The sequence below is a fragment of the Martinezella sp. CNPSo 3957 genome (assembly GCF_057784395.1).
The window spans coordinates 335,430-360,828 of record NZ_JBXSOU010000004.1 but is presented as its reverse complement, the minus strand read 5'-3'; the positions used below and the strand labels follow the sequence as shown (position 1 = coordinate 360,828).

Sequence of the window (25,399 nt, the reverse complement as noted above, 5' to 3'; positions counted from 1 at the left end):
CACAGCAACCGGTAGACCGACGAAGAGTTTCTACTAGATTTCGTAGGTCTCATCTTCGTGACGATGGCAGGAGCTTATCATGACACGAACCATCCATATCGCGCTCGACATTAACGGGCAGCGCCACGAACTCGATATCGAGCCACGTGTGACGCTGCTCGATGCGCTGCGTGAGCATCTTTCCCTCACCGGCACCAAGAAGGGCTGCGACCAGGGGCAATGCGGCGCCTGCACCTGCCATGTTGACGGTAAGCGCGTGCTATCCTGTCTGACGCTGGCTGCACAGGCCGAAGGTCGCGAGATCACGACGATCGAGGGGCTCACTGGCGAAGCCGGCGATCTGCATCCGGTCCAGGCGGCTTTCATCGAGCAGGACGCCTTCCAGTGCGGTTATTGCACGCCGGGCCAGATCATGTCGGCGGTTGCCTGCATTCGCGAAGGGCATGCCGGCTCGGATTCGGAAATCCGCGAATATATGTCCGGCAATCTCTGTCGGTGCGGGGCCTATAACAGCATCGTTGCGGCGGTGCGCCAGGCCGCGGAGGTGGCATGATGCGAAACTTCTCCTATCTGCGTGCCACATCGACGGCGGAGGCTGCCCAGGCGGCGCAACAGGCCGGCGCCCTGCTGCTTGCAGGCGGAACGACGCTGCTCGATCTTGCCAAATGCGGTGTCGGCGAGCCCGATACCGTCATAGACATTACTCATCTCTCCGGCATGAGCGGCATCACCGTTACCGCCGATGGTGCAACGATCGGCGCGCTTGCCAGGATGAGCGAAGTCGCCGATCACAAGGATATCCGCGCAGCTTTCCCGGCCGTTTCCGAATCCTTGTCTCTGGCGGCGTCGGCGCAGCTCCGCAACATGGCGACGATCGGGGGCAATCTCCTGCAGCGCACGCGCTGTTCCTATTTCCGCGATCCCGGCGCCTTTCCCGCCTGCAACAAGCGCAATCCCGGTTCCGGCTGTTCGGCGATCGGCGGCGTGACTCGCAATCACGCCGTGCTTGGAACGAGCGAGGCCTGCATCGCCTCCTATCCCGGCGACCTGGCGGTTGCTCTGGTCGCATTCGATGCCGTGGTGGAGACGGATAGCCGCAAAGTTGTCGTCGATGATTTCTTCCTCCTTCCGGGCGATGCGCCGGACAAGGAAACCGTCCTGCAGCGCGGCGAGATCATCACCGCTGTCACTATTCCAGCCTCCGCCGCTGCCCGGAACTCCACCTACCTCAAAATCCGCGATCGGCAGTCCTATGAATTTGCTGCCGCGAGTGCCGCAGTCGGCCTCGAGCTTGAAGCCGACGGCAGGACGGTCCGCGATATTCGCGTTGCCATCGGCGGGGTCGCCACCAAGCCCTGGCGGGCACGCAATGTGGAGCAAGCGCTGATCGGTAAGACGCTCACCTCGGAAGCCGTCGAAAAAGCCAGCCGGTTGGCCATGGAGGGGGTCGTCGATCATGGCGGCAACCGTTACAAGATCGAACTTGCGCCGCGCGTCATTGCCCGCGCCATTTTCAAAGTGGGAGGTCTCGCATGACCATGATGGAACCCCGTAAACATGGCGATGCTTCCGACGGTACGGTCGGCGGTCGTCAGTCGCGCTTCGAAGGCAAGATGAAGGTGACGGGCACGGCGACCTATGCCCTGGAATATCCGGTCGAAAACCCCGCCTACGCCGTCCTCATCCAGAGCACGATTCCGGCTGGCCGCGTTATCAAGGTTGATGCTTCGGCAGCACTTGCGATCCAGGGCGTGCTGCTGGTGCTGACGCCGGAGGACGATCTCGGTCTCAAGCTTTCGGCTGATTGGGGCGGCAACAAGCCTGCCGACGGCCCGTATTATCCGCTGCCGCGGGAGGTGCAGTTTAACGGCCAGTCGATTGCCGCCGTCATTGCCGAAAGCCGGGAATTGGCGACGGAAGCCGCCAGGCTGGTGCGCATCAGCTATGAAGAGAGCAAGCACGTCGCCGATCTCAACGATCCGAATGCCGGCGAGGGCAAGCTCATGGAGCCGCTCTCGGTTGCCTGGGGTAATGCCGAGGCTGCACTTGCCGCTTCCCCGGTGCGGATCGAAGCGGAATATTCCACTCCGCGCGAATATCACGTCGCGATGGAGCCGCACGGGCTGACGGCGAAATGGGATGGCGACCAGCTGACCATCTGGGAGCCGAGCCAGTGGTCGCATGGCATGGCGCGCATGTATTCCGAATGGTTTGACATGCCCTATGAGAATGTCCGGATCATCTCGCCCTTTATCGGCGGTGGTTTCGGCTCCAAGGGGCAGCCGCTTGCCTATGGCGCGGTGGCTGTCGCGGCCGCCAGAAAGCTGGGTCGGCCGGTGAAACTTGCGGTCACCCGCCCGCAGAATTTCACGAGCTACGGCGGACGCGCAGGGACCAGACAGAAGATCGCGCTTGGCGCGACGGAGGATGGCATCCTACAGGCGATCGTCCATCGCGGCGCCAGCGAAACCTCGCTCGATGCCGACTGGCCGGAGCAGACGGGGGCGGCAACGTCGATCCTCTACAAGGTGGAGAACTTCTCCTCGCAGCATCGGGTCGTGCCGGTCAACAGCGTGACGCCCGGCGCCCTGCGTGGTCCCGGCAAAAACCCGAGCGCCTACGGCATCGAATGCGCCATCGAGGAACTGGCCTACAAGCTCGGCATGGACCCGCTTGAGCTTCGGCTGAAGAACTATGCCGATCACGACTATCAGTCCGGCAAACCGTGGTCGACACGCCGGCTGCGCGAGGCGCTGACGGAAGGTGCGGAAGCCTTCGGCTGGGCGCGGCGCAGCCACGCGCCGCGCTCGATGCGCGACGGCAAGACGCTGATCGGCTGGGGCATCGGCTGCGGCACCTTCCCGGTCATCCGGGCGCCGAGCGAGGCGATGATCCGCATTCTCGGGAACGGCCGGGTCGAGGTTGTCAGCGGCGCCATCGACATGGGGCAGGGGACCTATACCATCCTCGCCCAGAGCGCTGCGGAAGTCTTCGGCATTCCGGTCGATCAGGTAGACGTCCATCTCGGTGATTCACGCCTGCCGGGCTCAGCGATCGCTGGTGGCTCGATGCTGGCCGGATCGATCATGGGTGCCGTCCATAAAGCAGCGGTCGCGGCCCGCGACGAACTCATCGGCCTTGCCCTCAGCGATGCCAACTCGCCCTTCCGCGAGACGGGCGCGAACACGCTGAATTTCGCCGAGGGGCGCATCGTAGCACCGCGCGGCGAGACGCCATCGCTGACGCTGGCGGAACTGATGTCCGCGCTGAAACGTGAGGAGATCGAGGTCCGGCGCAACACCCTGCCTGACGGTGCGAACGCACAGGAGCAGCTTCAGGCCTGGACCACCATGGCTAAAGTTCAAGGGCCGACCATGGGCGATTATTCCATGCACAGCTGGTGCGCCCATTTCGCCGAAGTGCGGGTCGACGAGGATTTCGGTACGGTGCGTGTCTCCCGCATGGTCTCCGCCTTCGATTGCGGCCGCCTCTACAATCCCAAGCTGGTCGAAAGCCAGTGGCGGGGCGGCATTATCATGGGCATCGGCCAGGCGCTTCTCGAAGAGGGCCTGATCGATCAGCGCAACGGACGAACCGTCAACAACAATGTCGGCGACTACCTCGTGCCGACGAATTCCGACATTCCGGATATCCAGGTGATCTCCGTCGGTGTGCCGGATTTCAATGCCTCGGCACTTGGCGGCAAGGGGGTCGGCGAGGTCGGTATCGTCGGCGTGGCGCCGGCGATTGCCAACGCCGTATTCCATGCCACGGGCAAGCGCGTTCGCGACTTGCCGATCACATTGGAAAAGCTGCTCTAAGGGCAGGCAGGTTCGAGCCGCATTGCGTAAAGCATGCGGCTCGAATGCTTCGAGGTTCCCCCAGTTCCGGTGGAAAGGAATGGGCGACCGCAGATTTTTGTGCGGTTCGCGAGAATGCCGAAACGAGATCGGCGCGGTTCTCGAGGCGCTCGATTAGCAACCTCATTGCGCTGGAAAAAACTTCTCTTCTTTCGTCGATAAAAAATATGGATTGGCTTCTCATCGAATGCCTCTCTGCCATTCTGTGCCCCGTATCGCTACCCGCACCAATTTGATCGACAGAAAGACAAAAATCATGACCTACCGCCCCGATCCGGAACGCTATGACTCGGCCCATTTTCGCCGTGTTGGTCGAAGCGGCCTCAAATTGCCCGCCATCTCTTTCGGCCTCTGGCACAATTTCGGCGATACGACGCCCCTCGATGTCCAAAGGTCGATCCTTTTCAAGGCGTTCGATCTCGGCATCACGCATTTCGATCTCGCCAACAATTACGGCCCGCCGGCGGGAAGCGCGGAGATCAATTTCGGTCATATCCTGAAACAGGATCTGGCCGCTTATCGCGACGAGCTCATCATCTCGTCCAAGGCCGGCTGGGAGATGTGGCCGGGTCCCTATGGCCGAGGCGGCGGATCGAAGAAGGCGCTGCTCTCCAGCCTTGACCAGAGCCTCACCCGGCTCGGCGTCGATTATGTCGATATCTTCTATTCCCATCGCTTCGATGCGGAGACGCCGCTGGAAGAAACGGCCGATGCGCTTGCTCAGGCGGTCCGGCAAGGCAAGGCGCTCTATGTCGGCGTATCGTCCTATTCCGGCAACAAGACGCGTGAAATCGCAGCACTCCTGAAGGAGCGGCAGGTGCCGCTTCTGATCAATCAGCCGGCCTATAATCTCTTCAATCGCTGGGTCGAGAAGGATTTGCTTGCCGCGACGGACGAAGTCGGAGCCGGTATCATCGCCTTCACGCCGCTCGCCCAGGGCTTGCTCACCAACAAGTATCTCAACGGCGTTCCGCAGGATGCCCGCATCAACCGGCCGGGCGGGGACTTCCTGCGTCCGGAGCATTTGAAAGAGGAAAACATCGATCGCGCCCGGGCGCTCAACGAGATCGCCAAGCGTCGCGACCAGTCGCTTGCCCAACTTGCGATCGCCTGGGTTCTTAGGGATCCGCGCGTGACGTCGGCCTTGATCGGTGCAAGCTCGGCGCGTCAGGTCGAGGAAAACGTGGCCGCCCTGAACGACCTCACGTTTAGCCCCGAGGAACTCGCGGAGATCGATCGTTATGCCGTCGAAGGCGGTATCAATCTTTGGGAAAAGCCCTCGCATGACGAGGCCGTCTGATACAATTGAAGGATCTGCCCGAACCAACGGGCAGATCTCTTTTGCGGGAGCTAAGCTCTCGCGTCAGCCGCCATATTCTATGATCTCAAGTCCAGCATTGTAATCCGTCGCATAGATCAGACCCCCGGCGTCCACAAAGACGTCGGCAGACTGGATGACTTTCGGCCGGCCGGGACGGCGGTCGGTCATGACAGTCGGTCCCGCGGGCACGAGAGCGCCCGTTTCGACCGGACGATAGGGGTCGGAAATATCGAAGGCACGGATACCGGCATTCTGCCATGTCGCAAAGATCAGCGTCTCGGAGACGAACGAGCCGGGCCGGTTTTCATGCAGATTGTGCGGGCCGAAATGGCCGCCCTTCTTCGTGTAGTCGATTTCGGTCGGGATGGGGAAAGTCGAGATGCTGATCGGATTTTCGGGCACGCGGATGTCGAAGATCCAGGTATGTTTCCGGCCGTCTTCCTCATTGTCCAGCACGGCTTCATCCGCCACGACAAGAAGATCGCGGCCGGGAAGCGGCAGCGGCGAATGCGTGCCGCCGCCATAGGGCGGGCACCAGTTATGGTGCTTGATGAGCCGAGGGGCGGAATGATCCTTGATATCGAGGAGCGTCAGTCCGCCATCTCGCCAGCAGGCATAGGCGGTGTCGCCATGGACGAGTGCATGGTGCAGGGCATAACGCTTGCCGTCGCCCCAATCAGGCGTTTCTCCCGCCGCCCTGTTCATGCCGGGAAGCCACCACCGGCCGGCAAGTTCGGGCCTGGTTGGATCGGCCATGTCGATGGTGACGAAGATATAGTCGGCAAAGCCGTCGAGCAGCGCCGAGGCATATGCATAGCGGCCGCCGACATACCAAAGCCTGTGAAAGCCGACGCCTTCGACATCCAGTTGGCCGATCTTGCGCGGCCTGTCGGGAACGGAAATATCGAACACGCTCATGCCGGCGGTCCAGGCGCGCTCACGCTTTCTGGAGGCGACTGTCTCGCCGACGGACTGCGTGTAGTAGGCCTTCTCGTCCGTGAAGGTTTCCACGTCGGCAAAGAGATCGAGCGCATTGATGACCAGCAACAGGTCGTCATGTGTCTGCAGATGGATGTTCCAGCTATTGGCCGGCGCCGGCACGTACTTGACCGTCTTCGGGCTTTTCGGGTCGCGAACGTCAACGATCGAGAAGCCCTGAGACCAGGGATGGGCGACATAGGCGTAGCCGCGATGAACCATCAATTGCAGCCCATCGCCACGGCCGCCGATATCGCTATGGCCGATCAGTGTCATGTTGCGGGCAAAGTCGGGTTTGGGCAGTTCGGTCGACACCATGGGTCTTCTCATGCATAAACAGAGTAAAGAGGGGCGCCTTTGACGGCGGCCCCTGTGAAAGCGGCTGGTAAGCCTTAGTTCTTGGCCGTCGGGATCCAGGCAGCCGTCGCGGCATCGCTTTTCAGGAAGGCCGGGAATTTCTGCTGCAACTCTTCGATCGTGCCGATCTTGTTGTTGATGAGATCGTCACGCGTAATCAGCGTCGGCTGCAGGAGAACGGAGCGGCCCGGAGACTGGCCGGCAATGGCGAGCGAAACGGCGCGAACGGAAACTTCCCCGACGACGGCAGCGTTCGTCGCGGCGGTCACGACCCAGGCGCTGTCCGGCTCGACCATCAGCTGGATATCGGCGGTCGAGGTGTCGACTCCATAGATCTTCACCTGACCGGAAAGGCCGAGCTCGTCGATGGCGAGCTTCACGCCCTTGGCGAATTCATCCCATGGCGTGAAGATCACTGAAATATCCGGATTGGCGCGCAGGACGGCCTTTGTCTGATCGGCGACGGAGGCGGGAACGGTGTCATTGACCACGCCCCAAACGGCCTTTTCCTTGAGATTGTGGTTGGCGATGAAATCCTTCCACACGGCATAGCGACGGTCGAGCGGCGCGAAGCCCGCGACATAGACGGCACCGCCGGTGAAGCCATCGCCCTTATCCTTCACAGCCTGGTCGAGCACGAGCTTGGCCATATCCTTGTCGCTCTGTTCGATCTGCGGAATTTGCGGATTGTCGAGGTTGACGTCGTAGGCGACCACCTTGATGCCTTTGTCGAGCGCCTTCTGCGCGACATCCTTCAGGACCTCGGGACGGCCATTGTTGATGATGATGCCGTCGACACCAAGATTGATCGCCTGCTCGACGAGGTTTCGCTGGGTATCGTTGTCATTGCGGGCCTGCGAGACCGTGAGGTTGACGCCAAGCGCATCCGCCTGCCGCTTGACGCCGGCCTCGAAGGCCTGCAGCCAGTCGCCGCTGCCAAGGAAGCTGATGACGGCGATATTGACGGTCCTCTTGTCGAAAGGAGCGGGCGCGCCGCTAAGTCCCGCCGCCGATGCCGTGGTCATGAAAAGCGAGCCGGCGACAACGGCCGAAGCGATGATTTTGAATAATTTGATCATTGAAAATCCATTGAGTGTTGAGTTGGGACGGATGGCGGAATCACGCTTTGCCGCGGCTGATCCCATAGGTAAGTGCGAGCGCACCGACGAGAACGGCGCCCTTGATGAAATCCTGCGTGTAATAGGGCGCGTTCAGCATCGTCAGGCCGTTCAGGAGCACGCCGACGAAGACGGCGCCGATTGTCGTGCCGAGAACGTTCGGACGGCGCAGTCCCAGCACGGCAAAGCCGATGAGCGAGGCTGCGACGGAATCCATCAGCAGCGAGGCACCCGAGGAAACGTCTCCTCGACCGACGCGGGCGGCAACGATGATGCCGCCCAGCGAGGCGAGAGTGCCCGAAAGCACATAGGCAAAGGTCTTCAGACGGGCGACATTGGCGCCGGCCAACCGTGTCGCCGCTTCATTGCCGCCGGTGGCGTAGAGAAGGCGACCAAGACGCGTACGCTCGGTCAGCACATAGAGCGCGAGCGCGACGATCAGCATGAGGATGACGGGAAAGGGAATGATGCCGAACAGGCTCGATCGTCCGATCGTTAAAAAGGCGGGGTCGACCCTGCCTGACGCCGTCGTCCCGTCGGGAAGGATCAGGCCGACCGAGATCGAGCGCCCCGCCGTCGGGATCAGCTGCAGCCCCGTCAGGAGAAACATGGTGGCCAACGTCGCCAGCAGATCCGGTACCTTGAGCCTGACGATCAGCAGGGCGTTGGCAAGCCCGACGATCGCGCCGAAGGCAAGCACCAGCGGCACGGTTTCATAGGCGTTGAGACCCCATACGATCATCGCATAGCTCGCGGCCATGACACTGGAGGCAGCCACCGCGCCGACGGAAAGATCGAAGCCGCCGATGGCGAGCGTCACCGTGACGCCGGCACCGATGATGGCAACAACCGAAACTGCTTGCAGGATGCTCATCAGATTGTTGATGTTGATGAAGGCCGGCTGGGCGAAGCTGAAGATGATGACGAGGGCAAGGAGGAGGAGAAATACCGCCCCCCGCCGCACGAACTCCTGCGGTGAAACCGTATTGCTTGCTGGCCTGACCTGTTCGGGGATTTCTGCGGTACCTTCACTCATCAGGCATATCCCTTGTTCTGTCGGTCGCCTGCGGCCGCGTCAGCGACGTCTGTGAGACCATGATGTTCCATCAACAGCACCCGATCAGCGACTTCGAGCGCCTCTTCCGGATCGGATGTCGCGATCAGTGTGGCGCGGTCGGTGTGGGCGCGTATGGCCGCGATAATGTCCTGGCGGGCGCCGACATCGACCCCCTGGAATGGCTCGTCGAGAAGCATGAGCCGGCTTGGCTCCGCCTCCCAGCGGGCGAGTACGACCTTTTGCTGATTGCCGCCGGAAAGCGACCAGACGGATGCCTCCGGACCGGGGGCCTTGATGCCGAGGCGCCGGATGGCCTTTTCTCCCTCGCGACTTTCCCGCCCGGAAAACAGGAAGCCCGACGGATACCAATGTTTCAGATGCGGCAGGCTGATCGTTGCCGCAATACTCTCTCCCGGCCAGTCCGATGGCATGAGAGAAGAGCGATGGCGGTCAGCGGCGGCCATGACGACACCGCGGGCGATTGCATCCGCGGGTGAGCCGGGCTGAAATGCAATGCCGTCCAGGAGTGCCGTGCCGGAGGCAAAGCGCTCAAGGCCGAAAAGTGTCGACAGAAGCCGGCTCTTGCCGGCGCCGAGAACGCCGGTAATGGCAACAACCTCGCCGGCATGGAGCCTCAGATCGATCGGCGGGCTGTCGGCAAGCAGCCGGACACCCTGAAGTTCCAGTATGGCCCGGTCGAATTGTTCACGGCGATGTGGGCGAGCCGCCTTCATAGAGCGGCCAATCATGGTTTCGATGGCGACGTCGAAGTCGATCGGCTGCGAGAAGGCACCGACATTGCGGCCGCCCCGCAGGACATCAACGCGATCGGCGAGCGCATCGAGATCGGCCGTACGGTGCGAGATATAGAGAATGCCCAGGCCGCGGGTCTTCAGCCGGCGGACGATATCGTAAAGCCGGGCCGTTTCGCGCGCAGAGAGGCTTGCGGTCGGCTCATCCAGGATCAGCAGCTGCGCTTGATTGGAAAGGGCGCGGGCTATGGCGACCATCTGCCGGTCGGCCGTGCCCAGATCGCCAAAATCGCGCTCGAGTGGCAGGTCGAAGCCGGCTTCCGATAGGATTGCTTCCGCCTTCCGCCGCACTGAACGTTTCGACAGAAAGAAGGGCTGGCGTCCGTCAACATACTGGTTGAGCAGCAGGGCATCCGCGACCGAAAGGCCGGCGATCCCGACGACATCGGTCGATTGATGCACCGTAACGATGCCCCGCGCCGTTGCCTCGGCCGGGCTTTCGGGCCGATAATCCGCTCCGTTCCATAGGATGCTACCTGAATCGGCGCGATGAATGCCCGACAGGATTTTCACCAGCGTCGACTTGCCCGCGCCGTTGGCTCCCATCAGCGCGACGACCTCGCCGCGATCGACGGTCAGAGACGCTCCAGCCAGAGCCTGTGTCGAGCCGAAGGCAAGAGAAAGATTTTGGGCATCCAGCAAGGTCATGGGGCAAGGGGTCACCGATTGTCAGCGGTACTCGTAAGCCACTGGCATTCAATTAAAAGGACAAGCCTTGCTTTGTTTATTTAATCTATAGAATAAATTTTTTCTGCGCTTTGGTTCGCCTCCATTCGAGTCTCGATAGGTGGGCGGCGAGACCGTGCAAGTCTTGTCCAGGCCTGTCACCGGGGAGTTTAATTTGTCTGAAATTTCGAGAGAGCCGAAAAACCCTTCCTTTAATCCACTAATTTTGTAGACAATATAAAGCCATTAAATATCAGTAATTTCCGCGATGGCGAGTTGTTCACATCGCGTCTGCGGAAACATTCGCCAGGGGTTTTCATGGATACAGTGCTTTATCTCGCCTCTTTCGCAACGCGGCCAAGCCTTGCCGCGACCAAACGCATCTGGTCGATCCTGCAGCATTTTCTGGCAGCTCTGATGGTTCTCTTTTCGCTTGTAGTGCTGCTGCACGCTCTTTGCGGAAGCTGAGATTCGAGCTTCGATCAGAAATGGATAAGGCGAAGAAAGAGGCCCGGCGTTCTGTATGTGAACGCCGGGCCTCTATGCGATTACTTGATGCTGTTCAGATCGACGCCCTTGGTTTCGCGAACGAAAATTAGGCCGATGACAAGGGTCATCGCAGCGATCGCGATCGGGTACCAGAGGCCATAATAGATATCGCCCTTGGCGGCGCTCATGGCGAAGACCGTTGCCGGCAGCAGGCCGCCGAACCAGCCATTGCCGATATGATAGGGCAGCGACATGCCCGTATAGCGGATGCGGGTCGGGAACATCTCCACCAGGATCGCAGCAATCGGGCCGTAGACCATCGTCACATAGATGACGAGGATGGTCAGGATGAGGATGGTCAGCGGCCAGTTGATGGCTGAGGGATCGGCAACCACCTTGAAAGCGCCACCCTTGGGGATGGTGTAGACCGGCATATCAGTTGCGCCACCGGCCTGATCCGCCGTCAGAAGCTTCGCCTTGACGAGATCCGCAACCGGGGTGACTGTCTTGTCGCCCGACCGCACGGTCGCCGCGTCAAGCCCCAGTTCGGGGTTGGCGGCGATGAAGGCGTCGAGCTTGGCGTCCGGCACCTTGGCAGGGTCGCGCACCAGAGGGAAGCCGGCCTTTTGCAGAGCAAGGTTCATGTCATGCGTGAATGCCGCGCTCTTGGCCGCTGTCCCGGCACCTGCCGCCGTTGCGTCGTAGGAGGTTATGGTTGCGTCGCCGACCTGGACCTTCGCCGGTTGCCCGGCGGGACCTTCGGCAATTGTATAGGGCACAGACGATTTCGAAAGGAAGGACGTGGCGATATCACACGAATTGTTGAATTGGTTGGCGAGGCCAACCGGATTGAACTGGAAAGTGCAATCGCCAGGAGCAGCCGTCACCGTGGCGCGGATGGTTTGCTCCGCTTGGGCGAGGGCGGGGTTAGCGGCGTGGGTCAGCGCCTTGAACAGCGGGAAATAGGTGAGGATCGCCAGCGCAAGGCCCGCCATGATAATCGGCTTGCGGCCGATCTTGTCGGACAGCCAGCCGAAGACCACGAAGAAGCCGCTGCCGATCAGAAGCGCGATCGCGATCATGATGTTGACGGACTGGCCATCGACCTTCAGCACGTTCTGCAGGAAGAACAGGGAGTAGAATTGGCCGGCATACCAGACGACCGCCTGGCCGGCGGTGAGGCCGAGCAGGGCGATGAGGGCGATTTTTGCGTTCTTCCATTGGCCGAAGGCCTCAGAGAGTGGAGCTTTGGAGCCCTTGCCCTCCTCCTTCATCTTCTTGAAGGCCGGCGATTCGCTGAGCGACAGCCGGATCCAGACGGAGATGGCGAGCAGAAGGCAGGAGAGAAGGAAGGGAATACGCCAGCCCCATGCCGCGAAAGCCTCCTTACCCAGCGCATTCTGAACGATCAGGATAACGATCAGCGACAGGAACAGGCCGAGCGTCGCAGTCGTCTGGATCCAGGAGGTGTAATAGCCGCGTTTGCTGTCGGGCGCATGTTCGGCGACATAAGTTGCAGCACCGCCATATTCGCCGCCGAGCGCCAGACCTTGCAGCAGGCGAAGGACGATCAGGATGACAGGCGCGGCGAAACCCCAGCTCGCCGATCCGGGAAGGACGCCGACAAGGAAGGTCGAAAGACCCATAATCAGGATCGTCACGAGGAACGTGTATTTACGCCCGACAAGATCGCCGATGCGCCCGAAGACGAGGGCGCCGAACGGCCGCACGAGGAAGCCTGCGGCAAAGGCGAGCAGAGCGAAGATATTGCGGGTTGCTTCCGGATAGTCGCTGAAGAAGGCCGTTCCGATGAAGGCGGCCAGAGAACCGTAAAGATAGAAATCGTACCATTCGAACACGGTTCCAAGGGAGGAGGCGAAGATGACCTTCTTCTCTTCCCTGGTCATGCCTCGACTCGTCGTCTCGGCCACGGACGTGGATGCCATGAATCAATCCTCCCAATTGCACCAGGGACATGGTCAAAAGACCCGTGTCATGTCCCCCATAATGACATTACGCAGGACTTTCCTGCCGATGGGCGCGGAAAGTCGCGCCAGTGGGTGCTCTCCTGATTTCCTCCCCCAGAAGATCACGCACCTGATGCATATGTGAGTGTTGGCCAAAAATTGAAAATTGCAAGGCTACAACCGCTGTCGCTTATGGAAATCTGTGTGTAAGTGTCAAGAAATATGAATGTGTCATCGCCCAGCGTAACGGCAGGGGCTTGTCGCCGTGAAAAGCGCTGCCGGGCGCGGCGAAATATGACGCACCCGGCACGGTTAACAGAAGCGGATTCGGGCCGTTTTCGGCTTGTTTTAAGCCGGCTGCAGCTGCAGGCGCCGCATTGGCGGAAAGGCAAGCGCGATCGCGGCCGCCCCCAGCCCCACCATCGAAGAGCCGATGAAGAGCCAGGAGTAGTTGGCGAAGGTATCGAAGATCCAGCCGCCGATCAGAGGTCCGGCGGCCATGCCGATGCTTGAGAGCATCGATGCCGCTCCAAAGACGGTGCCGATGACGCGCGGCCCGAAATATTCGCGCGCCAGCACGGCATAAAGCGGCATCACGCCGCCATAGGCGCTGCCGAAGACGACCGCCAGCGCATAGAACTGGCCGAGTTCGCTGACCAGCAGATAGGTGGCAAGTGCCGCCGCCTGCACCAGGAGGCCGGCGACCAGCACCGGTTTCACACCGAGCCTGTCCGCCAGCGTCCCATAAAGGAGACGACCGCCAAGACCCGCAAGGCCCTCGACACTATAGATGCTGACGGCGGCCATCGGCCCCACACCACAGATGGTGGCATAACTGACCATGTGGAAGATCGGCCCGGAATGGGCTGCGCAGCAGGCAGAGAAGGTCGCACCGAGCACGAGGAATTGCGGCGAGCGGAAGATCCGCCCGAGCGGCAGACTCTGCTCTTCTCTTTGCCCATCTGTGCGGGTGGTTTCGGCAAGGACAGGTGCTCGCCGCACCAGCAGCGCCGCCGGAATCAACAGAATCCACGCCATGATGCCGATGACAAGCATGGCAAAACGCCAATCATAAGCCGAAATCAGGTAGCGGGCGAAAGGCGACACCGTCATCGGTGCGACGCCCATGCCGGCAGAGACCAGGGACACCGCAAGACCTCTGCCCTTGTCGAACCAGGCGGTTGTCGCCGCGATCATCGGTGCGAAGAAGGCACTGGCGGCAAGGCCGACGAGAATGCCGTAGGTCAGCTGGAATTGCAGAAGCGAGCCCGCCCGGCTTGCCAGGACAAGCGCCAGTCCAAGCAGCAACCCGCCTATCACAACCACGATGCGGATGCCAAAGCGATCGCTTGCGGCTCCCCAGGCAAAGGCGCCGAGGCCCATGGTCAGGAAATTCAGCGTCATGGCTGCGGCGATGCCGGCATGCGACCAGCCTGTATCGGCAGCGATCGGCACCTGGAAGATTGCCAGGGAAAACATCGCGCCGAGCGCAACGCAGGTCATCAGCGCACCGGCGCCAACGATCACCCAACGATAGGACGAACTCATTTTTTGCAGCTCCCTTCATCCGGTTCAGCTCAAGGCGCGAAAGATCGAATAATCTCCTTTCGCGGCTGTCTGGAATAAAGACGATTGCGTCGGGACGATTTCGACATTACCGCCGTAAAAATTTTTATCGGCATCGCAAACCATGTTTATGAGTACCTGCCGACGGGATCGCCAGGAGGCAATGGCGTCGTCAGCATCCCGAATTTAATCCTGAGCTCATATAGGGCTGCTAAGACATCCGCCTTGATGCTGGAAGACCCTGCTTCGCAGCCGGAAGGCGGCGCATGCAGCTGCAAATGACATACAGGCTCAAATCAATACCGAACCAGATCTTCATATCATGGAGCGGACCATTCAATGGCTCATATCGTCATCATCAATCCGCGTTTCGAAACCTCCTACTGGGGCATGGAGCACGCTCTGCCGCTGTTCGATGTGAAGGCCAACCTTCCGGTGGCCTGCCTGCCTTTGCTGGCGGCGCTGACGCCGGCCGAACATACCGTCACTCTGGTGGACGAGAATATCGAGCCGATAGACTACGGCCTGTGCGAGCAGGCCGATATCGTTGCGCTGACGGGGATGATCGTCCAGCGCTTTCGTATGACGGAAATCCTGACCGAGCTCAAACGACGCAACTGTTTCACCGTCGTCGGCGGACCTTGGGTTACGGTCAAGGAGGATTATTTCGGCAACCTCGTCGATGTCTCCTTCATCGGCGAGGCGGAGGAGACCTGGCCCAAATTCCTGGCCGAATGGCAGGAAGGCCATCATGCCCGGCGCTATGAACAGGCTGACAAGACGGATATGAGCAAGGTGCCCGTGCCGCGCTTCGATCTCCTGAAGATGGACGAATATGCTGTTGGCAGCATCCAGTTCTCGCGCGGCTGTCCGTTTACCTGCGATTTCTGCGATATCATCGTGGTGTTCGGCCGCAAGCCGCGCATCAAGACCAGTACACAGATCGTCGCCGAGATGGAGGCCCTGCTCGCTTCCGGAATGGATACGGCTTTTATCGTCGACGACAATCTCATCGGCAACAAGAAGGCGATCAAGGAAGTGCTGCGCGATGTCGTGGCCTGGCAGGAGCGCCATCATTACCCGATGACGTTCCTGACGGAGGCATCGATCGATCTTGCTGACGATGCCGAACTGATGCAGCTGATGGTCGATGCCAATATCCGCACCGTCTTCATCGGCATCGAGACGCCGAACGAAGAGGCTCTGCGCGAAACCAAGAAGCTGCAGAACCTGCGGAAGGGCGGGACGATGCTGGAGAAAATCCACACGATCCAGCAGACCGGCATGGAAGTCTGGTGCGGCATGATCCTGGGCTTCGACAGCGATGACGCGACCATTTTCGATGCGCAGCGGGTCTTCATCAGGGATGCGCGCATCGTCAACGCCATGATCGGCATGCTGGCGGCGATCCCGAAGACGCCGCTCTATACACGTCTCGCTAAGGAAGGCCGTCTCGATCATGACGATCCGCCCGCTTACGGCACCAATGTCATCCCGCTCAAGCTCTCGCGCGAGACCTTGCGGGACGGATATCTTTCGGTCTTGAGCGATCTGCATGAGCCGGCCGCCTATTTCGATCGGCTGGATGCGCTTTACATCGATGCGCGTATCGAACCGGAAAGTACCCGCTTACGCCACCTACGCCGCCACCCGCTGCGTTTGCTGGCGCTCAACGCGACATGGGCGCTCGAGGCGGTCGGGATTTTCCTCCGGCTAATGCGCGGGGTGAAGGAGGCGGATCTGCGCGCCACTTACCGTGCACGGCTTTTCAATCTCCTGCGGCATCGGCGCTCTCCCGTCGTCCTGCAAATCTACGCGATCAAATGCGCCATGCATTACCACGCCCATATCATGGTGCAGCAGATGCGCACCGGGGGCGGTATCGTCAATTCGTTCTAGCGAAGAGTTTTGAACTCAGTAAGTTTGGTTATCGGCAGCCTGCCTTGAGGCAGCCTACTGACAGTGCGTCAGCAGCCGCTTTGACATCGTTGCCACTGTTGCTTCGCTGCAACATATTGCGTCAGATATTTGCAATTCGAAATTGTGGGGTTGCCGATTTCCGGATCTTGCGTATTATTACGCTCATCCGTAAATCGAACAAGGAGGCGTGACATGCATAATCCACATATGTTTACATACGTCTCCGGCGGAATGAAGTCGATGGCCTTGGTGTGTGCTGCACCAACTGCCCGACGACTCTATAATTAAAGCTTTAAAGAGCTTTATCTGTCGCCGTTTAGGCGTTTTCCCATTAAACCTATATGATCTGCCCAGGGAATGACTTGGTGCGTCGTTGACGCATCCGCTCCTGAAGCCGGTCAAGCTTCAAGAGGACCTGGTCGCGTGATTGCGCCAGGAAAAACGATGACTCATTCACAATTTATAGTTGCCGAGAGTTTGATGGCAACGGTCGATGAACTGTACCAGAAATTCGGTGCCTGGAGGACTGTACGTGCCCTGTTGTTTGTCGCCTGGAAACGGCGGCAGATCTATGAGGATGTATCCGGATTATCGAATTATCAGCTTCGCGATATCGGCCTTCCCGAACGTGAGGAAGGGCTGGATTATCGCAGCTTGCTGGCGTTGCATGTGAGCCGCCTAAAATGAGGTGGGCTTGATGCAGATGGACACTTTACTGCTCGTCCTTCTTGACCTCTGTTGGTTCGAGAATGGCGGGACGGCTGCGAAATTGCGGCGGACGGGAAACCATTTGTGTGGTGTGTTCACCGCTCCGTTCGCTGTAGCTTACCTATCGGCCGCCGCACGGCGGATATCGCAGGGGGAGGCGATGCCTTCCCCTGCGACCTAACTGGCGTCGAAAGCCGAACTGGCCGAGATCTTCGTATGCTGGCAAGCATATCGGTCCGAATTCCAATGAATAATAGAGTGTAGCCCGGATAGAGTCGCAATCTTCCCGCAATCCGCTTATGCAATGCAGTCGTTCCATTTGGGGGATGGTTCATTGCGGATCTTGTTACTAGAAGACGAGCCGGAAATGGCTGCGGCGCTGAGCGCTGCATTGCAGGCTCGCGATGCCATCGTCGATCACGTGTCGATGCTGGTCGATGCCGAAGAGGCTGCGATAAATCTCCCTTATGATGTCATTCTTCTCGACCGGCAGGTTCCGGATGGAGACGGCTTGTCGATCATTCCAAAGCTGAGGGCTGCCGGTATCGATACGCCCGTCATCGTGTTGACGGCGCGCGGCGATCTCGGCGATCGCATCGGTGGTCTTGATACCGGCGCCGACGATTACATCGTCAAACCATTTGCCGTGGAAGAACTGCTGGCGCGATTGCGCGCCATTCTGAGACGCCCCGGCGAGTTGCGGACCGAGGTGGTGAATTTCGGCAGGCTGTCCTATGACTTCGGCTGCCACGATATCCTGATTGAAGGCGAGCGGCTCGAATTGCCGCGCCGGGAAGTTCTGGTCTTCGAGGCTCTTGCGCGCCGGCTTGGCCGCACGGTGCCGCGCCATGCTCTGGAAGAGGCCGTTTACGGGTTCAGCGAAGATATCCAGTCGAATACGTTGGATGCGCATATCTCCCGTCTCCGTCGCAAGCTTGCCTCCGTGGAGTCCGGCCTGGAGATCCATCCCGTTCGCGGCATCGGCTATCTGATGAGACTGAAATCATGAGCGCAAGCCAGCCTTCCCTGCGATGGCGTCTCGTATCGCGCCTGTCATTCCTGCAGGCGATCTTCCTCTCGTTGCTTGCGGTGCTGATCGTCGCCGCCTTGTGGGCGACCGGCAGCTTTATCTCGCTTCAGCCGGAAGACGAGACCATCGATGCCATCTCCCAGTCGATTGACCGCGATCAGAATGGCGCCCTTGTACTCACGGAAACACCGGCGCTTCTGGCGCGGCGCGAGAACCTGCCAGGTCTCTGGTTCGTCGTGCGCGATCGCAGCGGCGCCACGATCAAAGACGGAAACGTGCCGCCGGCCTATGCAGCGTTCGGCGCTGCGCTCGACGGTATCGGACAGGCCCGTTTCGGCAGCAATCTCGGCGGCAGCACCGTGCCTGCTGCCCGGATGCAATGGGTTTCGTCTCCGGCCGGCGAGATCCAGGTTTTGACGGGCATGGATGGCAGCGTGTCAACGGTCCGCATCCTTGGAGCCGTGGGCATCGTCTTCTTCAGCGCCCTTCTGCCGCTGTTGATCGTTACGGCGATCGCAACGATGATTGCAGCACCGCTCGTGGTTCGCCGCGCTTTTTCCTCGCTGGATTCCGCCGTTGCCCGCGCTGGGCAGATCGATATCAATCGCCAGGGGACGCGGCTGCCGGTCGACGATGTCCCGCGCGAAATCCTGCCGCTTGTCGAAGCCGTCAATGATGCGCTGAGGCGGCTGGACGAAGGCTATGAGCGGCAGAAGCGTCTTTTCTCCCACCTTGCCCATGAATGGCGGACCCCTGTCGCGATCCTGCAGGCACGTCTCGATGGCCTGCCGGCAGGCCCTTTAAAGGAGCGGCTCTTCGAAGATACTGTCCGCCTTGCGACGCTTGCCGAGCAGTTCCTCGATCTTCAGCGCCTCAATCACCGTTTCGAGCCGGTTTCGGTCGATCTCGTAGAGGTCGCGGAGCACGTCGTTTCAGAACTGGCGGCGCTCGCGATCGCCGCCAATTACGAACCCTGCTTCATCAAGGAAGAGGAGGCCGTGGAAGTCCTTGGCGATCGCATGGCCATCGAGCGGGCCGTTACTAACCTCGTACAGAACGCGATCCAGCATGGTGGCCGCCGTGGCAGGATAACCGTCCATGTCGCTCGCGCCACCGGCATCACCGTAAGCGACGAAGGAAGCGGTATCCCGGAGGAGGAACGCGACCGCATCTTCGAGCCGTTTCATCGTCTCCAGGGACGCACTAAGGGATTCGGCCTCGGGCTGAACCTCGTTCAGGAAATTGCCAGGCTCCATGGCGGAAAGATTTGTGTCCTCGATGGACCGACGGGTGGCGCGGCCTTCAGATTAAGCTTTCCGATGGCCGAATAGCCTATCGGCTCCCGATGCAATGTTCTCGCAATCGGCTCCTCCTAGGAAAAGCCTGTCGTACAGGCGAATCTCCTGAGGCCTATTGGCGGGAACACATGTCAAACACATCACTATTCTTGCGAACTCTGCTGACCAATCCGCGCATGGTGGGAGCGATCGCCCCCTCCGGTCCGGTGCTGGCCAATCTGATTACAAGCGAAATCGGTCCTGCGGCGGGACCGGTTCTGGAGCTTGGTCCGGGCACGGGAGTGTTCACACGAGCCCTTCTCGCACGCGGCATATGCGAAAGCGATATTACGCTGATTGAATCCGCTGATAGTTTTGCCAGCCTGCTTCGCCAGCGGTTTCCTGATGCCCGTGTCATCTGCGCCGATGCTGCACGGCTTGATGCTTACGGCTTGCCGGAAGGAGAGCAGTTTGGCTGTGCCATCAGCGGATTGCCGCTGCTCAACATGTCGCCGAAGACGGTCATTGCCATTTTGACCGCGGTCTCGGCGAGACTGCGCGAGGGCGGGGCGCTCTATCAGTTCACCTATGGCCTGCGCTGTCCGATACCGCATCGCCTGCTTGACCGGTTTGGTTTCAAGGCAACACTGCAGGGCCAGGTGCTGCGCAACTTTCCGCCTGCCAGGGTCTATAAGATCGTCCGCCGCAGGCCGATAAATTCTCCGGCCGCTGCCACATGAGCGGCTCCTCCTATCTGATGGATGCTCTGCCCGATCTGGCGGCATGGGGGCTGTTCGGCCTTGCATTGTGTTCCGCAATCGAGAAGCTTATTCCCATCCTGCCTTCGATCGCCCTGTTCTTGATGCTGGGCATGCTGGGCATCGCCCACCCGGTTGATCTGCCCGCAGTGATCACCGTTACCGCTGCCGGTTCAATGGCAGGTTCGCTGTTCTGGTATGGAATAGGCCGTTGGCTGGGACCTGAGCGTGGCGACCTCTTCGTGCTGAGGATGACCCGGCGTCTGGAGATTAAAGAAGATTGGTATCTGCGCCTGAAGCGCAATTATCATGGTTATCCCGTGCGGGCCACGTTCTTCGGTCAGCTTGTGCCTGTCGTTCGCGCCTATATGGCATTGCCGGCAGGCGTGCTCGCCGTGCCGGCGTCCGGCTTTGCCATCGCGACATTCTGCGGCGCATTGATTTGGAATACGCCGTTTCTGGTATCGGGTTATTTGTTGCGTCAACAGATATTGGCGCCAGATACAGCAGCGCCTGCCGCTATCGCAGCAATCATCTTGGTCAATCTTCTGGTGCTTGCGCTGCTGCGACTTTGCCGGCCAAGCCGCAGTGAGGCTTAGCCGGCTATCACGCTTGCGGTCGGCTATACGGTCAGAACGGCGTATATGACGCCGCCGTTTTCGCCGCGTGTCAGAGAAACATCGGCGATCGGGTGCTTGACCTTGTCGATGATCGACTGGACATCCTCATCCGTTCGCCAGATCAGCGGCCAGTTCATGAAGGTTTCCATGTAACCTTCGACACCGATATCCTTGGCGAAGTTCGCAAGCAGGAACTTGCCGCCGGGCTTCAGCATCTGCAGGCAGCGCTCCGTCAGACGTACGGCTACGCTTTCGGCCAGATAATCGTAAAGGCCGGCTGCATAGATGAAGTCGAACGTGCCGAGCTTCTGCGCGCGTCCCAAAATGGTGCGAACGGAGCCGTTGATCGCTTCGATGCAGCTGCCATGGAAGGCCGAGGCCACCGTCCCGACGCTGACCGGATCCTGATCAAGTGCGACCCAGCGCTTGAGCCTGCCGCTCTGCAGAGCTTGGGAGAGCTCGGCTTCGCGAAGATGGCCGGCCGCGATTGCCAGGACTTCGGCGCCATCCGTCGCCTCCGCCACCGCATCGACATGGGCTGCCAGGATCTCGCGCCTTTCGCGCACGGCGACGGCGGATGCTGCACGCCGGGTGAAATCGTAAACTTCTGCGCCCAGCGCCGAAGCTTCCGCCACCTGTGCGGCAACGGCTGGATGTTCATAGATGAAATCCAGCAGATAGGCGTCCCCGCTATAGCCGCGCGGCTTTTCGAAAGACCATCGCGTCAGAGGGTCCTGCAGCAGGTAGGACGACACGGGATGTCCCTGCGCCACCGAGGCCAGATGCGCCCAGGTCAGGGGTGTCGTCTTGTTTTTCAGCGCCTGCAGACGCTCCGTCAAGGCTTGCATGGTGCCTGGAACGGGCGCGTTTGCTTCGAACGCCTGTTGCGTGAGGGAGAGAATGAGGGCGAGTTCGGCCTCGCCCTCCTTTATTTGATCGGTTGCAATGTTGTTACCCGACGATCTCGTATGTTCCGAGATGGACTGGGAGGTAACGAGGCTGAAGCCATCGAGAGCGGTTTGAAATTGTTTCAATTTTAAATCATTCCGTGAACACTCCGCAAACCATATCTCAGATAAAAATTGAGCGCTATGGTTTTGTTAATGTCGCTGCGTCAACGCTGTCGTTATCAAACGGATCAAATTGGCCGCCGTGGTGAAGCGAGCGATTGGTTCATTCGAGCGACGCAAAGGTAACGCGGTGGACATGAAGTCTCGGCTAACTCGGGTGATGATGAGCATGCGTCAATTGTCGGGAGGAAGCGAACTTGGCCGGAGTGCTGCTCTGGGCACGGATCATCCCGATGAGCTGCGTGTGCTCTACAAAGCCTATAGCAACGATGCGCGGCGCGCCCTGGCTCGCAGCGGTCTGTGGCTTGCCGTGCCCGTCTATGTCCTATTCCTCATCACGGATCTGGTCTTCATTCCGGATGTCTCGCATGTGACGATTCCCGCACGGTTTCTGATCGGCGGTTTTTCGCTTCTGGTGCTGGAAATCCAGTTTTCCCGTCAGCGTCGTGCCGGCGAGTTGGAGGCGACCTGTGCGGCCGCTGTCGTCCTCGGATATGTCGTGTGGCTGCTGCCGGCATTGCAGACGACGAATGCGGAAGCATTCTCCTATTACGCCGCGTTCGGCGCCATCTTCATGATGGGCGTTAACCTGTTCTTCAGTCTCGAGTTCGGTCTTGCACTTGCCTCGTCGGGGCTGATCTTCGCCTTTTTCCTGCTGTCGCTTATGGAATTTCACTACAGCGCCGCCTATTGCCTGGCCTTTACGACCTTCTATCTCTGCTGCTTCGTGTTCACCTCCTATGTGAACTGGAAATTGAACAAGGAACGTTTCAACGTCTTCCTCAATGCGCGGGAAGCCGAATTGCAGCAGCAGCAGGCGACGGAGCGTGGCGAGGCGCTTCTGCGGCTTTCCATTACCGATTCCCTGACTGGAATGGAAAATAGAAGAGCCGCTGACATAAGGCTGAAGCAGTTTTGGGATCGTTGGCGCGAAGATCGCGCTCCTTTTGCCATTCTTCTGGTCGATGTCGACTTCTTCAAGAAGTACAATGACTATTATGGCCATCAGGAGGGCGATCACTGTCTCGTCACGGTTGCCAACGCGCTGTCGAATATCGTCGCGCCACTGGGGGCGACGGTCGGGCGTTACGGCGGTGAGGAATTCATCGTCATTCTCGATCTGGAGAACAGCTCGGATGCGCTGGCGCTGGCGGAGGCGATCTGCCAGGGGATCGAAGCTCTCGATATCGTCCACGCCCAGCGCCTGGACGGTTTCCGGCATGTCACTGTTAGTGTCGGCGCGACCATTACCAGAGATCTCGCCGGTGCAAAGCTGGAGAATGTGATCAATGAGGCCGACCGCGCGCTCTATTCCGCGAAGGCGAGCGGCCGCAATTGCGCGCGGATCTTCGATCCGAACGAGCTGCCCGGTGGTGATGCAGGCGAAAACATCGCGGCGATCCTGAAGATCGCCATTCAGCAAAATCTCGTTTCGCTGGTCTATCAACCGATTCAATATCTCAGGACCGGAGAGATCGGCGCCTATGAGGCTCTGATGCGTCTGCAGCTGCTTGATGGGTCGAATTCTTCGCCGGCTGTCTTTATTCCTGTCGCGGAGCGTACGGGCGCCATTATCGAGCTCGGTTACTGGGCAATCAGAAGAGCATGCTGCGATTTGCTCACCCGCGACATCGTCGACACCGTCAGCATCAATGTTTCCCCGATCCAGCTGCGCGCCCCCGGCTTCGCCGCGCAGGTCGCAGCCATTCTGGCGGAAACGGGTGTATCGGGTCATAGGGTTGCGTTCGAAATCACCGAGGGCGTCGACATGGAGATACGCCCGGATGTGCTCGACAGCATCCAGGATCTGAAGAAGCTCGGCATCAAATTCTGGCTGGATGATTTCGGCACAGGCTTTGCCGGGTTGTCATGGCTTCGCCTGATGGAGTTTGAAACCGTCAAGATCGACAAATCCTTCCTGCATGATGCGGCAAACAACGACGGCGCAAAGATTCTGCTCGAGGATATTATCGGCCTGGTGCGTAATCGCGGTCACCGCATCCTGGTCGAAGGCGTGGAAGATGAAGAGCAGCTCAATCTCGTCAAATCCTTTGGCATCGACGCCGTTCAGGGATACCATATCGGCCGACCGGCACCGGCGCTCAAGCATCCGATTGCAATGAGGAATGCCGGCCACCGCCGTCTGCAGGCGACTGCCTGAGAAACCGGCTGTCACCCAGCCGAGGGTAATGGAATGGCAAGCACCGACCTTTCCGAGATCTATCGAGGGTACATTGCCTGTCTCAACGGGCAGGATTGGCCGAATCTGCGCAAATTCGTCCATGAAGACGTGTGCTATAATGGCGCTTATGTCGGGCTGTCAGGCTATCGGCAAATGCTCGAAGGTGATTTTCGCGCCATCCCCGATCTTCATTTCGATATCGCTCTGCTCATCTGCGAGCCGCCGCGTGTCGCATGTCGCCTGCAATTTGATTGCAGACCGACGGGGCTGTTGTTCGGCATGGCGGTGAACGGCAGAAGGGTCCAATTCGCTGAGAATGTCTTTTATGAGTTTCTGGATGGACGAATTCGGCACGTCTGGTCAATCATCGACAAGGCCGCCATCGCAGCCCAGCTCTGACAATCACTGCCAACAATGGTGCTATTCGTGCCCAAGGCGCAGTGCCATGAAACCAGCCGCAAAAGCGGCGAGGCCGCTTGCGATAATCGGGCCGGAATAGCTGCCGGTATGGTCGAAAATAAAACCGGCCGCCGTCGGTCCGATCAAGGCTGCGATACCGACCGCCGTATAGAGATATCCGATGACGGCGCCGATATTGCGCGTCCCGAACAGATCGGCCGCCACAGCGGGATAAAGGCCGACGCAGCCGCCATAGCTCATGCCGAACGTCAGTGCGAACAACGCCAGCTGGATCATGCCTGATGCCGATGCCCAGAGAGCAAAGGACGCGGCGACGGCAAATGTCAGAGACGCCAATAGCCGGCGCCGGCCGAAGCGATCGCCGAGCCCGGCCAGGAAAAAGCGCCCGACCACGTTGCCGACGCCAATAAGACCAACAAGAGTGGTTCCGTCTTGCAGCGAGAGACCCATGTCCTGGGCTGCTGCAACGATATGGACATAGGGAATGAAAGTGCAAAACGACGACAGAACAAGCACGGCATAGAAAAGATAGAACCGCCCGTCCCGCCATATGGCAGCATTTGCATGCTTGTCCGCTCGACTCCGAGATGGATCCAGATTGTCACGCCTTTTGCGGATGAGCATTGCGGCCGGCAATCCGAAGGCGGCAAATAGGCACGCAAGCGCGATGAAGCAGCCGCGCCAGCCGATGAAGGGGAGCGCCTGGCCGATCGCAAAGGGCAGCACCAAGGTGCCAAGGCCAATTCCGGCGGTCGCGACGCCGGATGCCTGGCTGCGTCTGCGGATAAACCAGGATTGTACGGCGCCAAGGGCTGGAACATAGGAGAGGCCGATCCCCAGACCGACGCCGAAGCCGTACCAGATATAGAGCGACACGAGAGACCCGACGCGGCTGGCGCCGATATAGCCGAGGATCATGGCCGCAAGTCCCAGAAGAACCAGGCTGCGCGGCGACCATCTGTCGGCAAGCGGCCCGGCAATCGCGCCGAGCGAGTAGAAGAGGAATGCGGAGATGGAGAAGACGAGGGCGATCTCGCCGCGAGAGGCGCTAAACTCCGCGGCAAGCCCCGGCAAGGTGGCGGAGAATGAATAGGCGGCGCCGAAGGTCACGGCGGTGAGCACATGGGTCGCAGCAACGACCTTCCATCCCTCCCGCGTATCGGCTTCTTCGTGGTCCCGCGAAAGGGCAAGGTCGGACATCGGTGCGCTCGGTCAAATCATAT

General features: G+C 59.7%; 21 protein-coding genes. 13 read left to right on the top strand and 8 right to left on the bottom strand.

The genetic code is table 11. From position 1 onward, the window contains the following. The first annotated feature begins 79 nt into the window (after positions 1-79). The 4 genes from AC13QE_RS13040 to mgrA all read left to right on the top strand — a co-directional run bounded on the left by AC13QE_RS13040 (position 80) and on the right by mgrA (position 5,160). Positions 80-553, top strand: a complete 474-nt coding sequence (locus AC13QE_RS13040) for a (2Fe-2S)-binding protein (RefSeq protein WP_132719191.1) — start codon at positions 80-82, stop codon at positions 551-553. Further along, on the top strand, positions 553-1,536 hold the full coding sequence (locus tag AC13QE_RS13035) for an FAD binding domain-containing protein (protein ID WP_488484101.1): 984 nt from the start codon (positions 553-555) through the stop codon (positions 1,534-1,536). The genes AC13QE_RS13040 and AC13QE_RS13035 overlap by 1 nt, the downstream gene beginning before the upstream one ends. Then, positions 1,533-3,821 (top strand): xanthine dehydrogenase family protein molybdopterin-binding subunit, encoded by a 2,289-nt coding sequence (locus tag AC13QE_RS13030; protein ID WP_488483985.1) that lies wholly within the window; start codon positions 1,533-1,535, stop codon positions 3,819-3,821. The genes AC13QE_RS13035 and AC13QE_RS13030 overlap by 4 nt, the downstream gene beginning before the upstream one ends. Positions 3,822-4,116: 295 nt before the next feature. Next, positions 4,117-5,160, top strand: a complete 1,044-nt coding sequence (mgrA, locus tag AC13QE_RS13025) for an L-glyceraldehyde 3-phosphate reductase (protein WP_488483984.1) — start codon at positions 4,117-4,119, stop codon at positions 5,158-5,160. Between the two features lie 63 nt (positions 5,161-5,223). Here the strand turns inward: mgrA and AC13QE_RS13020 are convergent, their stop codons facing one another. The 4 genes from AC13QE_RS13020 to AC13QE_RS13005 form a co-directional block, all read right to left on the bottom strand. Next, the gene (locus tag AC13QE_RS13020; protein ID WP_488483983.1) at positions 5,224-6,477 is read right to left on the bottom strand and encodes an LVIVD repeat-containing protein; all 1,254 of its coding nucleotides are present in this window, start codon (positions 6,475-6,477) and stop codon (positions 5,224-5,226) included. 74 nt (positions 6,478-6,551) lie between these two features. Then, the gene (locus tag AC13QE_RS13015) at positions 6,552-7,595 is read right to left on the bottom strand and encodes a substrate-binding domain-containing protein (protein ID WP_488483982.1); all 1,044 of its coding nucleotides are present in this window, start codon (positions 7,593-7,595) and stop codon (positions 6,552-6,554) included. 40 nt (positions 7,596-7,635) lie between these two features. After that, a complete protein-coding gene (locus tag AC13QE_RS13010) occupies positions 7,636-8,670 on the bottom strand; it encodes an ABC transporter permease (RefSeq protein WP_488483981.1) in 1,035 nt (344 codons plus the stop codon). Beyond that, positions 8,670-10,151 carry a sugar ABC transporter ATP-binding protein gene (locus AC13QE_RS13005; RefSeq protein ID WP_488483980.1) on the bottom strand — a complete coding sequence of 494 codons (1,482 nt, stop codon included), beginning with the start codon at positions 10,149-10,151 and terminating at the stop codon, positions 8,670-8,672. The genes AC13QE_RS13010 and AC13QE_RS13005 overlap by 1 nt, the downstream gene beginning before the upstream one ends. Before the next feature lie 336 nt (positions 10,152-10,487). Here AC13QE_RS13005 and AC13QE_RS13000 point away from each other — a divergent pair, with 336 nt between their 5' ends. After that, positions 10,488-10,637, top strand: a complete 150-nt coding sequence (locus AC13QE_RS13000) for a hypothetical protein (protein WP_488483979.1) — start codon at positions 10,488-10,490, stop codon at positions 10,635-10,637. Positions 10,638-10,717: 80 nt separating this feature from the next. On the opposite strand, the gene AC13QE_RS12995 is transcribed toward AC13QE_RS13000, so the two are convergent. Next, the gene (locus tag AC13QE_RS12995; RefSeq protein ID WP_488483978.1) at positions 10,718-12,604 is read right to left on the bottom strand and encodes an MFS transporter; all 1,887 of its coding nucleotides are present in this window, start codon (positions 12,602-12,604) and stop codon (positions 10,718-10,720) included. Between the two features lie 369 nt (positions 12,605-12,973). Continuing rightward, positions 12,974-14,173, bottom strand: a complete 1,200-nt coding sequence (locus tag AC13QE_RS12990) for an MFS transporter (protein ID WP_488483977.1) — start codon at positions 14,171-14,173, stop codon at positions 12,974-12,976. Positions 14,174-14,530: 357 nt separating this feature from the next. Between AC13QE_RS12990 and AC13QE_RS12985 the strand changes: the two genes are divergently transcribed. From AC13QE_RS12985 to AC13QE_RS12960, 6 genes are all read left to right on the top strand, one after another. Next, a complete protein-coding gene (locus AC13QE_RS12985) occupies positions 14,531-16,090 on the top strand; it encodes a B12-binding domain-containing radical SAM protein (RefSeq protein ID WP_488483976.1) in 1,560 nt (519 codons plus the stop codon). A gap of 465 nt (positions 16,091-16,555) precedes the next feature. Next, entirely contained in the window at positions 16,556-16,798 is a 243-nt protein-coding gene (locus tag AC13QE_RS12980) for a DUF1127 domain-containing protein (RefSeq protein ID WP_488483975.1), read from the top strand. Positions 16,799-17,153: 355 nt separating this feature from the next. Continuing rightward, positions 17,154-17,828 carry a response regulator transcription factor gene (locus AC13QE_RS12975; protein WP_488483974.1) on the top strand — a complete coding sequence of 225 codons (675 nt, stop codon included), beginning with the start codon at positions 17,154-17,156 and terminating at the stop codon, positions 17,826-17,828. Further along, a complete protein-coding gene (locus AC13QE_RS12970; protein WP_488483973.1) occupies positions 17,825-19,180 on the top strand; it encodes a sensor histidine kinase in 1,356 nt (451 codons plus the stop codon). The genes AC13QE_RS12975 and AC13QE_RS12970 overlap by 4 nt, the downstream gene beginning before the upstream one ends. 95 nt (positions 19,181-19,275) lie before the next feature. Next, the gene (locus AC13QE_RS12965; protein ID WP_488483972.1) at positions 19,276-19,866 is read left to right on the top strand and encodes a class I SAM-dependent methyltransferase; all 591 of its coding nucleotides are present in this window, start codon (positions 19,276-19,278) and stop codon (positions 19,864-19,866) included. Next, positions 19,863-20,483 (top strand): DedA family protein, encoded by a 621-nt coding sequence (locus tag AC13QE_RS12960; protein ID WP_488483971.1) that lies wholly within the window; start codon positions 19,863-19,865, stop codon positions 20,481-20,483. The genes AC13QE_RS12965 and AC13QE_RS12960 overlap by 4 nt, the downstream gene beginning before the upstream one ends. Positions 20,484-20,506: 23 nt before the next feature. Here the strand turns inward: AC13QE_RS12960 and AC13QE_RS12955 are convergent, their stop codons facing one another. Further along, entirely contained in the window at positions 20,507-21,538 is a 1,032-nt protein-coding gene (locus tag AC13QE_RS12955; RefSeq protein WP_132719218.1) for a class I SAM-dependent methyltransferase, read from the bottom strand. A 196-nt stretch (positions 21,539-21,734) separates the two neighbouring features. On the opposite strand from AC13QE_RS12955, the gene AC13QE_RS12950 reads away from it, so the two are divergent. Both AC13QE_RS12950 and AC13QE_RS12945 read left to right on the top strand, forming a co-directional pair. After that, positions 21,735-23,735, top strand: coding sequence for a GGDEF domain-containing phosphodiesterase (locus AC13QE_RS12950; RefSeq protein ID WP_132719219.1), 2,001 nt, complete (start codon positions 21,735-21,737; stop codon positions 23,733-23,735). Positions 23,736-23,768: 33 nt separating this feature from the next. Next, positions 23,769-24,155 carry an ester cyclase gene (locus AC13QE_RS12945; RefSeq protein ID WP_488483970.1) on the top strand — a complete coding sequence of 129 codons (387 nt, stop codon included), beginning with the start codon at positions 23,769-23,771 and terminating at the stop codon, positions 24,153-24,155. Positions 24,156-24,176: 21 nt separating this feature from the next. On the opposite strand, the gene AC13QE_RS12940 is transcribed toward AC13QE_RS12945, so the two are convergent. Further along, on the bottom strand, positions 24,177-25,376 hold the full coding sequence (locus AC13QE_RS12940) for an MFS transporter (RefSeq protein WP_132719223.1): 1,200 nt from the start codon (positions 25,374-25,376) through the stop codon (positions 24,177-24,179). Positions 25,377-25,399 lie beyond the last annotated feature (23 nt).

What these genes read in the sequence shown, in the direction of transcription:
- AC13QE_RS13040 (WP_132719191.1), top strand. Translation starts at nt 80, where the DNA reads ATGACACGAACCATCCATATCGCGCTCGACATTAACGGGCAGCGCCAC.
- AC13QE_RS13035 (WP_488484101.1), top strand. Translation starts at nt 553, where the DNA reads ATGCGAAACTTCTCCTATCTGCGTGCCACATCGACGGCGGAGGCTGCC.
- AC13QE_RS13030 (WP_488483985.1), top strand. Translation starts at nt 1,533, where the DNA reads ATGACCATGATGGAACCCCGTAAACATGGCGATGCTTCCGACGGTACG.
- mgrA (WP_488483984.1), top strand. Translation starts at nt 4,117, where the DNA reads ATGACCTACCGCCCCGATCCGGAACGCTATGACTCGGCCCATTTTCGC.
- AC13QE_RS13020 (WP_488483983.1), bottom strand. Translation starts at nt 6,477, where the DNA reads ATGGTGTCGACCGAACTGCCCAAACCCGACTTTGCCCGCAACATGACA.
- AC13QE_RS13015 (WP_488483982.1), bottom strand. Translation starts at nt 7,595, where the DNA reads ATGATCAAATTATTCAAAATCATCGCTTCGGCCGTTGTCGCCGGCTCG.
- AC13QE_RS13010 (WP_488483981.1), bottom strand. Translation starts at nt 8,670, where the DNA reads ATGAGTGAAGGTACCGCAGAAATCCCCGAACAGGTCAGGCCAGCAAGC.
- AC13QE_RS13005 (WP_488483980.1), bottom strand. Translation starts at nt 10,151, where the DNA reads ATGACCTTGCTGGATGCCCAAAATCTTTCTCTTGCCTTCGGCTCGACA.
- AC13QE_RS13000 (WP_488483979.1), top strand. Translation starts at nt 10,488, where the DNA reads ATGGATACAGTGCTTTATCTCGCCTCTTTCGCAACGCGGCCAAGCCTT.
- AC13QE_RS12995 (WP_488483978.1), bottom strand. Translation starts at nt 12,604, where the DNA reads ATGGCATCCACGTCCGTGGCCGAGACGACGAGTCGAGGCATGACCAGG.
- AC13QE_RS12990 (WP_488483977.1), bottom strand. Translation starts at nt 14,173, where the DNA reads ATGAGTTCGTCCTATCGTTGGGTGATCGTTGGCGCCGGTGCGCTGATG.
- AC13QE_RS12985 (WP_488483976.1), top strand. Translation starts at nt 14,531, where the DNA reads ATGGCTCATATCGTCATCATCAATCCGCGTTTCGAAACCTCCTACTGG.
- AC13QE_RS12980 (WP_488483975.1), top strand. Translation starts at nt 16,556, where the DNA reads ATGACTCATTCACAATTTATAGTTGCCGAGAGTTTGATGGCAACGGTC.
- AC13QE_RS12970 (WP_488483973.1), top strand. Translation starts at nt 17,825, where the DNA reads ATGAGCGCAAGCCAGCCTTCCCTGCGATGGCGTCTCGTATCGCGCCTG.
- AC13QE_RS12965 (WP_488483972.1), top strand. Translation starts at nt 19,276, where the DNA reads ATGTCAAACACATCACTATTCTTGCGAACTCTGCTGACCAATCCGCGC.
- AC13QE_RS12960 (WP_488483971.1), top strand. Translation starts at nt 19,863, where the DNA reads ATGAGCGGCTCCTCCTATCTGATGGATGCTCTGCCCGATCTGGCGGCA.
- AC13QE_RS12950 (WP_132719219.1), top strand. Translation starts at nt 21,735, where the DNA reads ATGATGAGCATGCGTCAATTGTCGGGAGGAAGCGAACTTGGCCGGAGT.
- AC13QE_RS12945 (WP_488483970.1), top strand. Translation starts at nt 23,769, where the DNA reads ATGGCAAGCACCGACCTTTCCGAGATCTATCGAGGGTACATTGCCTGT.
- AC13QE_RS12940 (WP_132719223.1), bottom strand. Translation starts at nt 25,376, where the DNA reads ATGTCCGACCTTGCCCTTTCGCGGGACCACGAAGAAGCCGATACGCGG.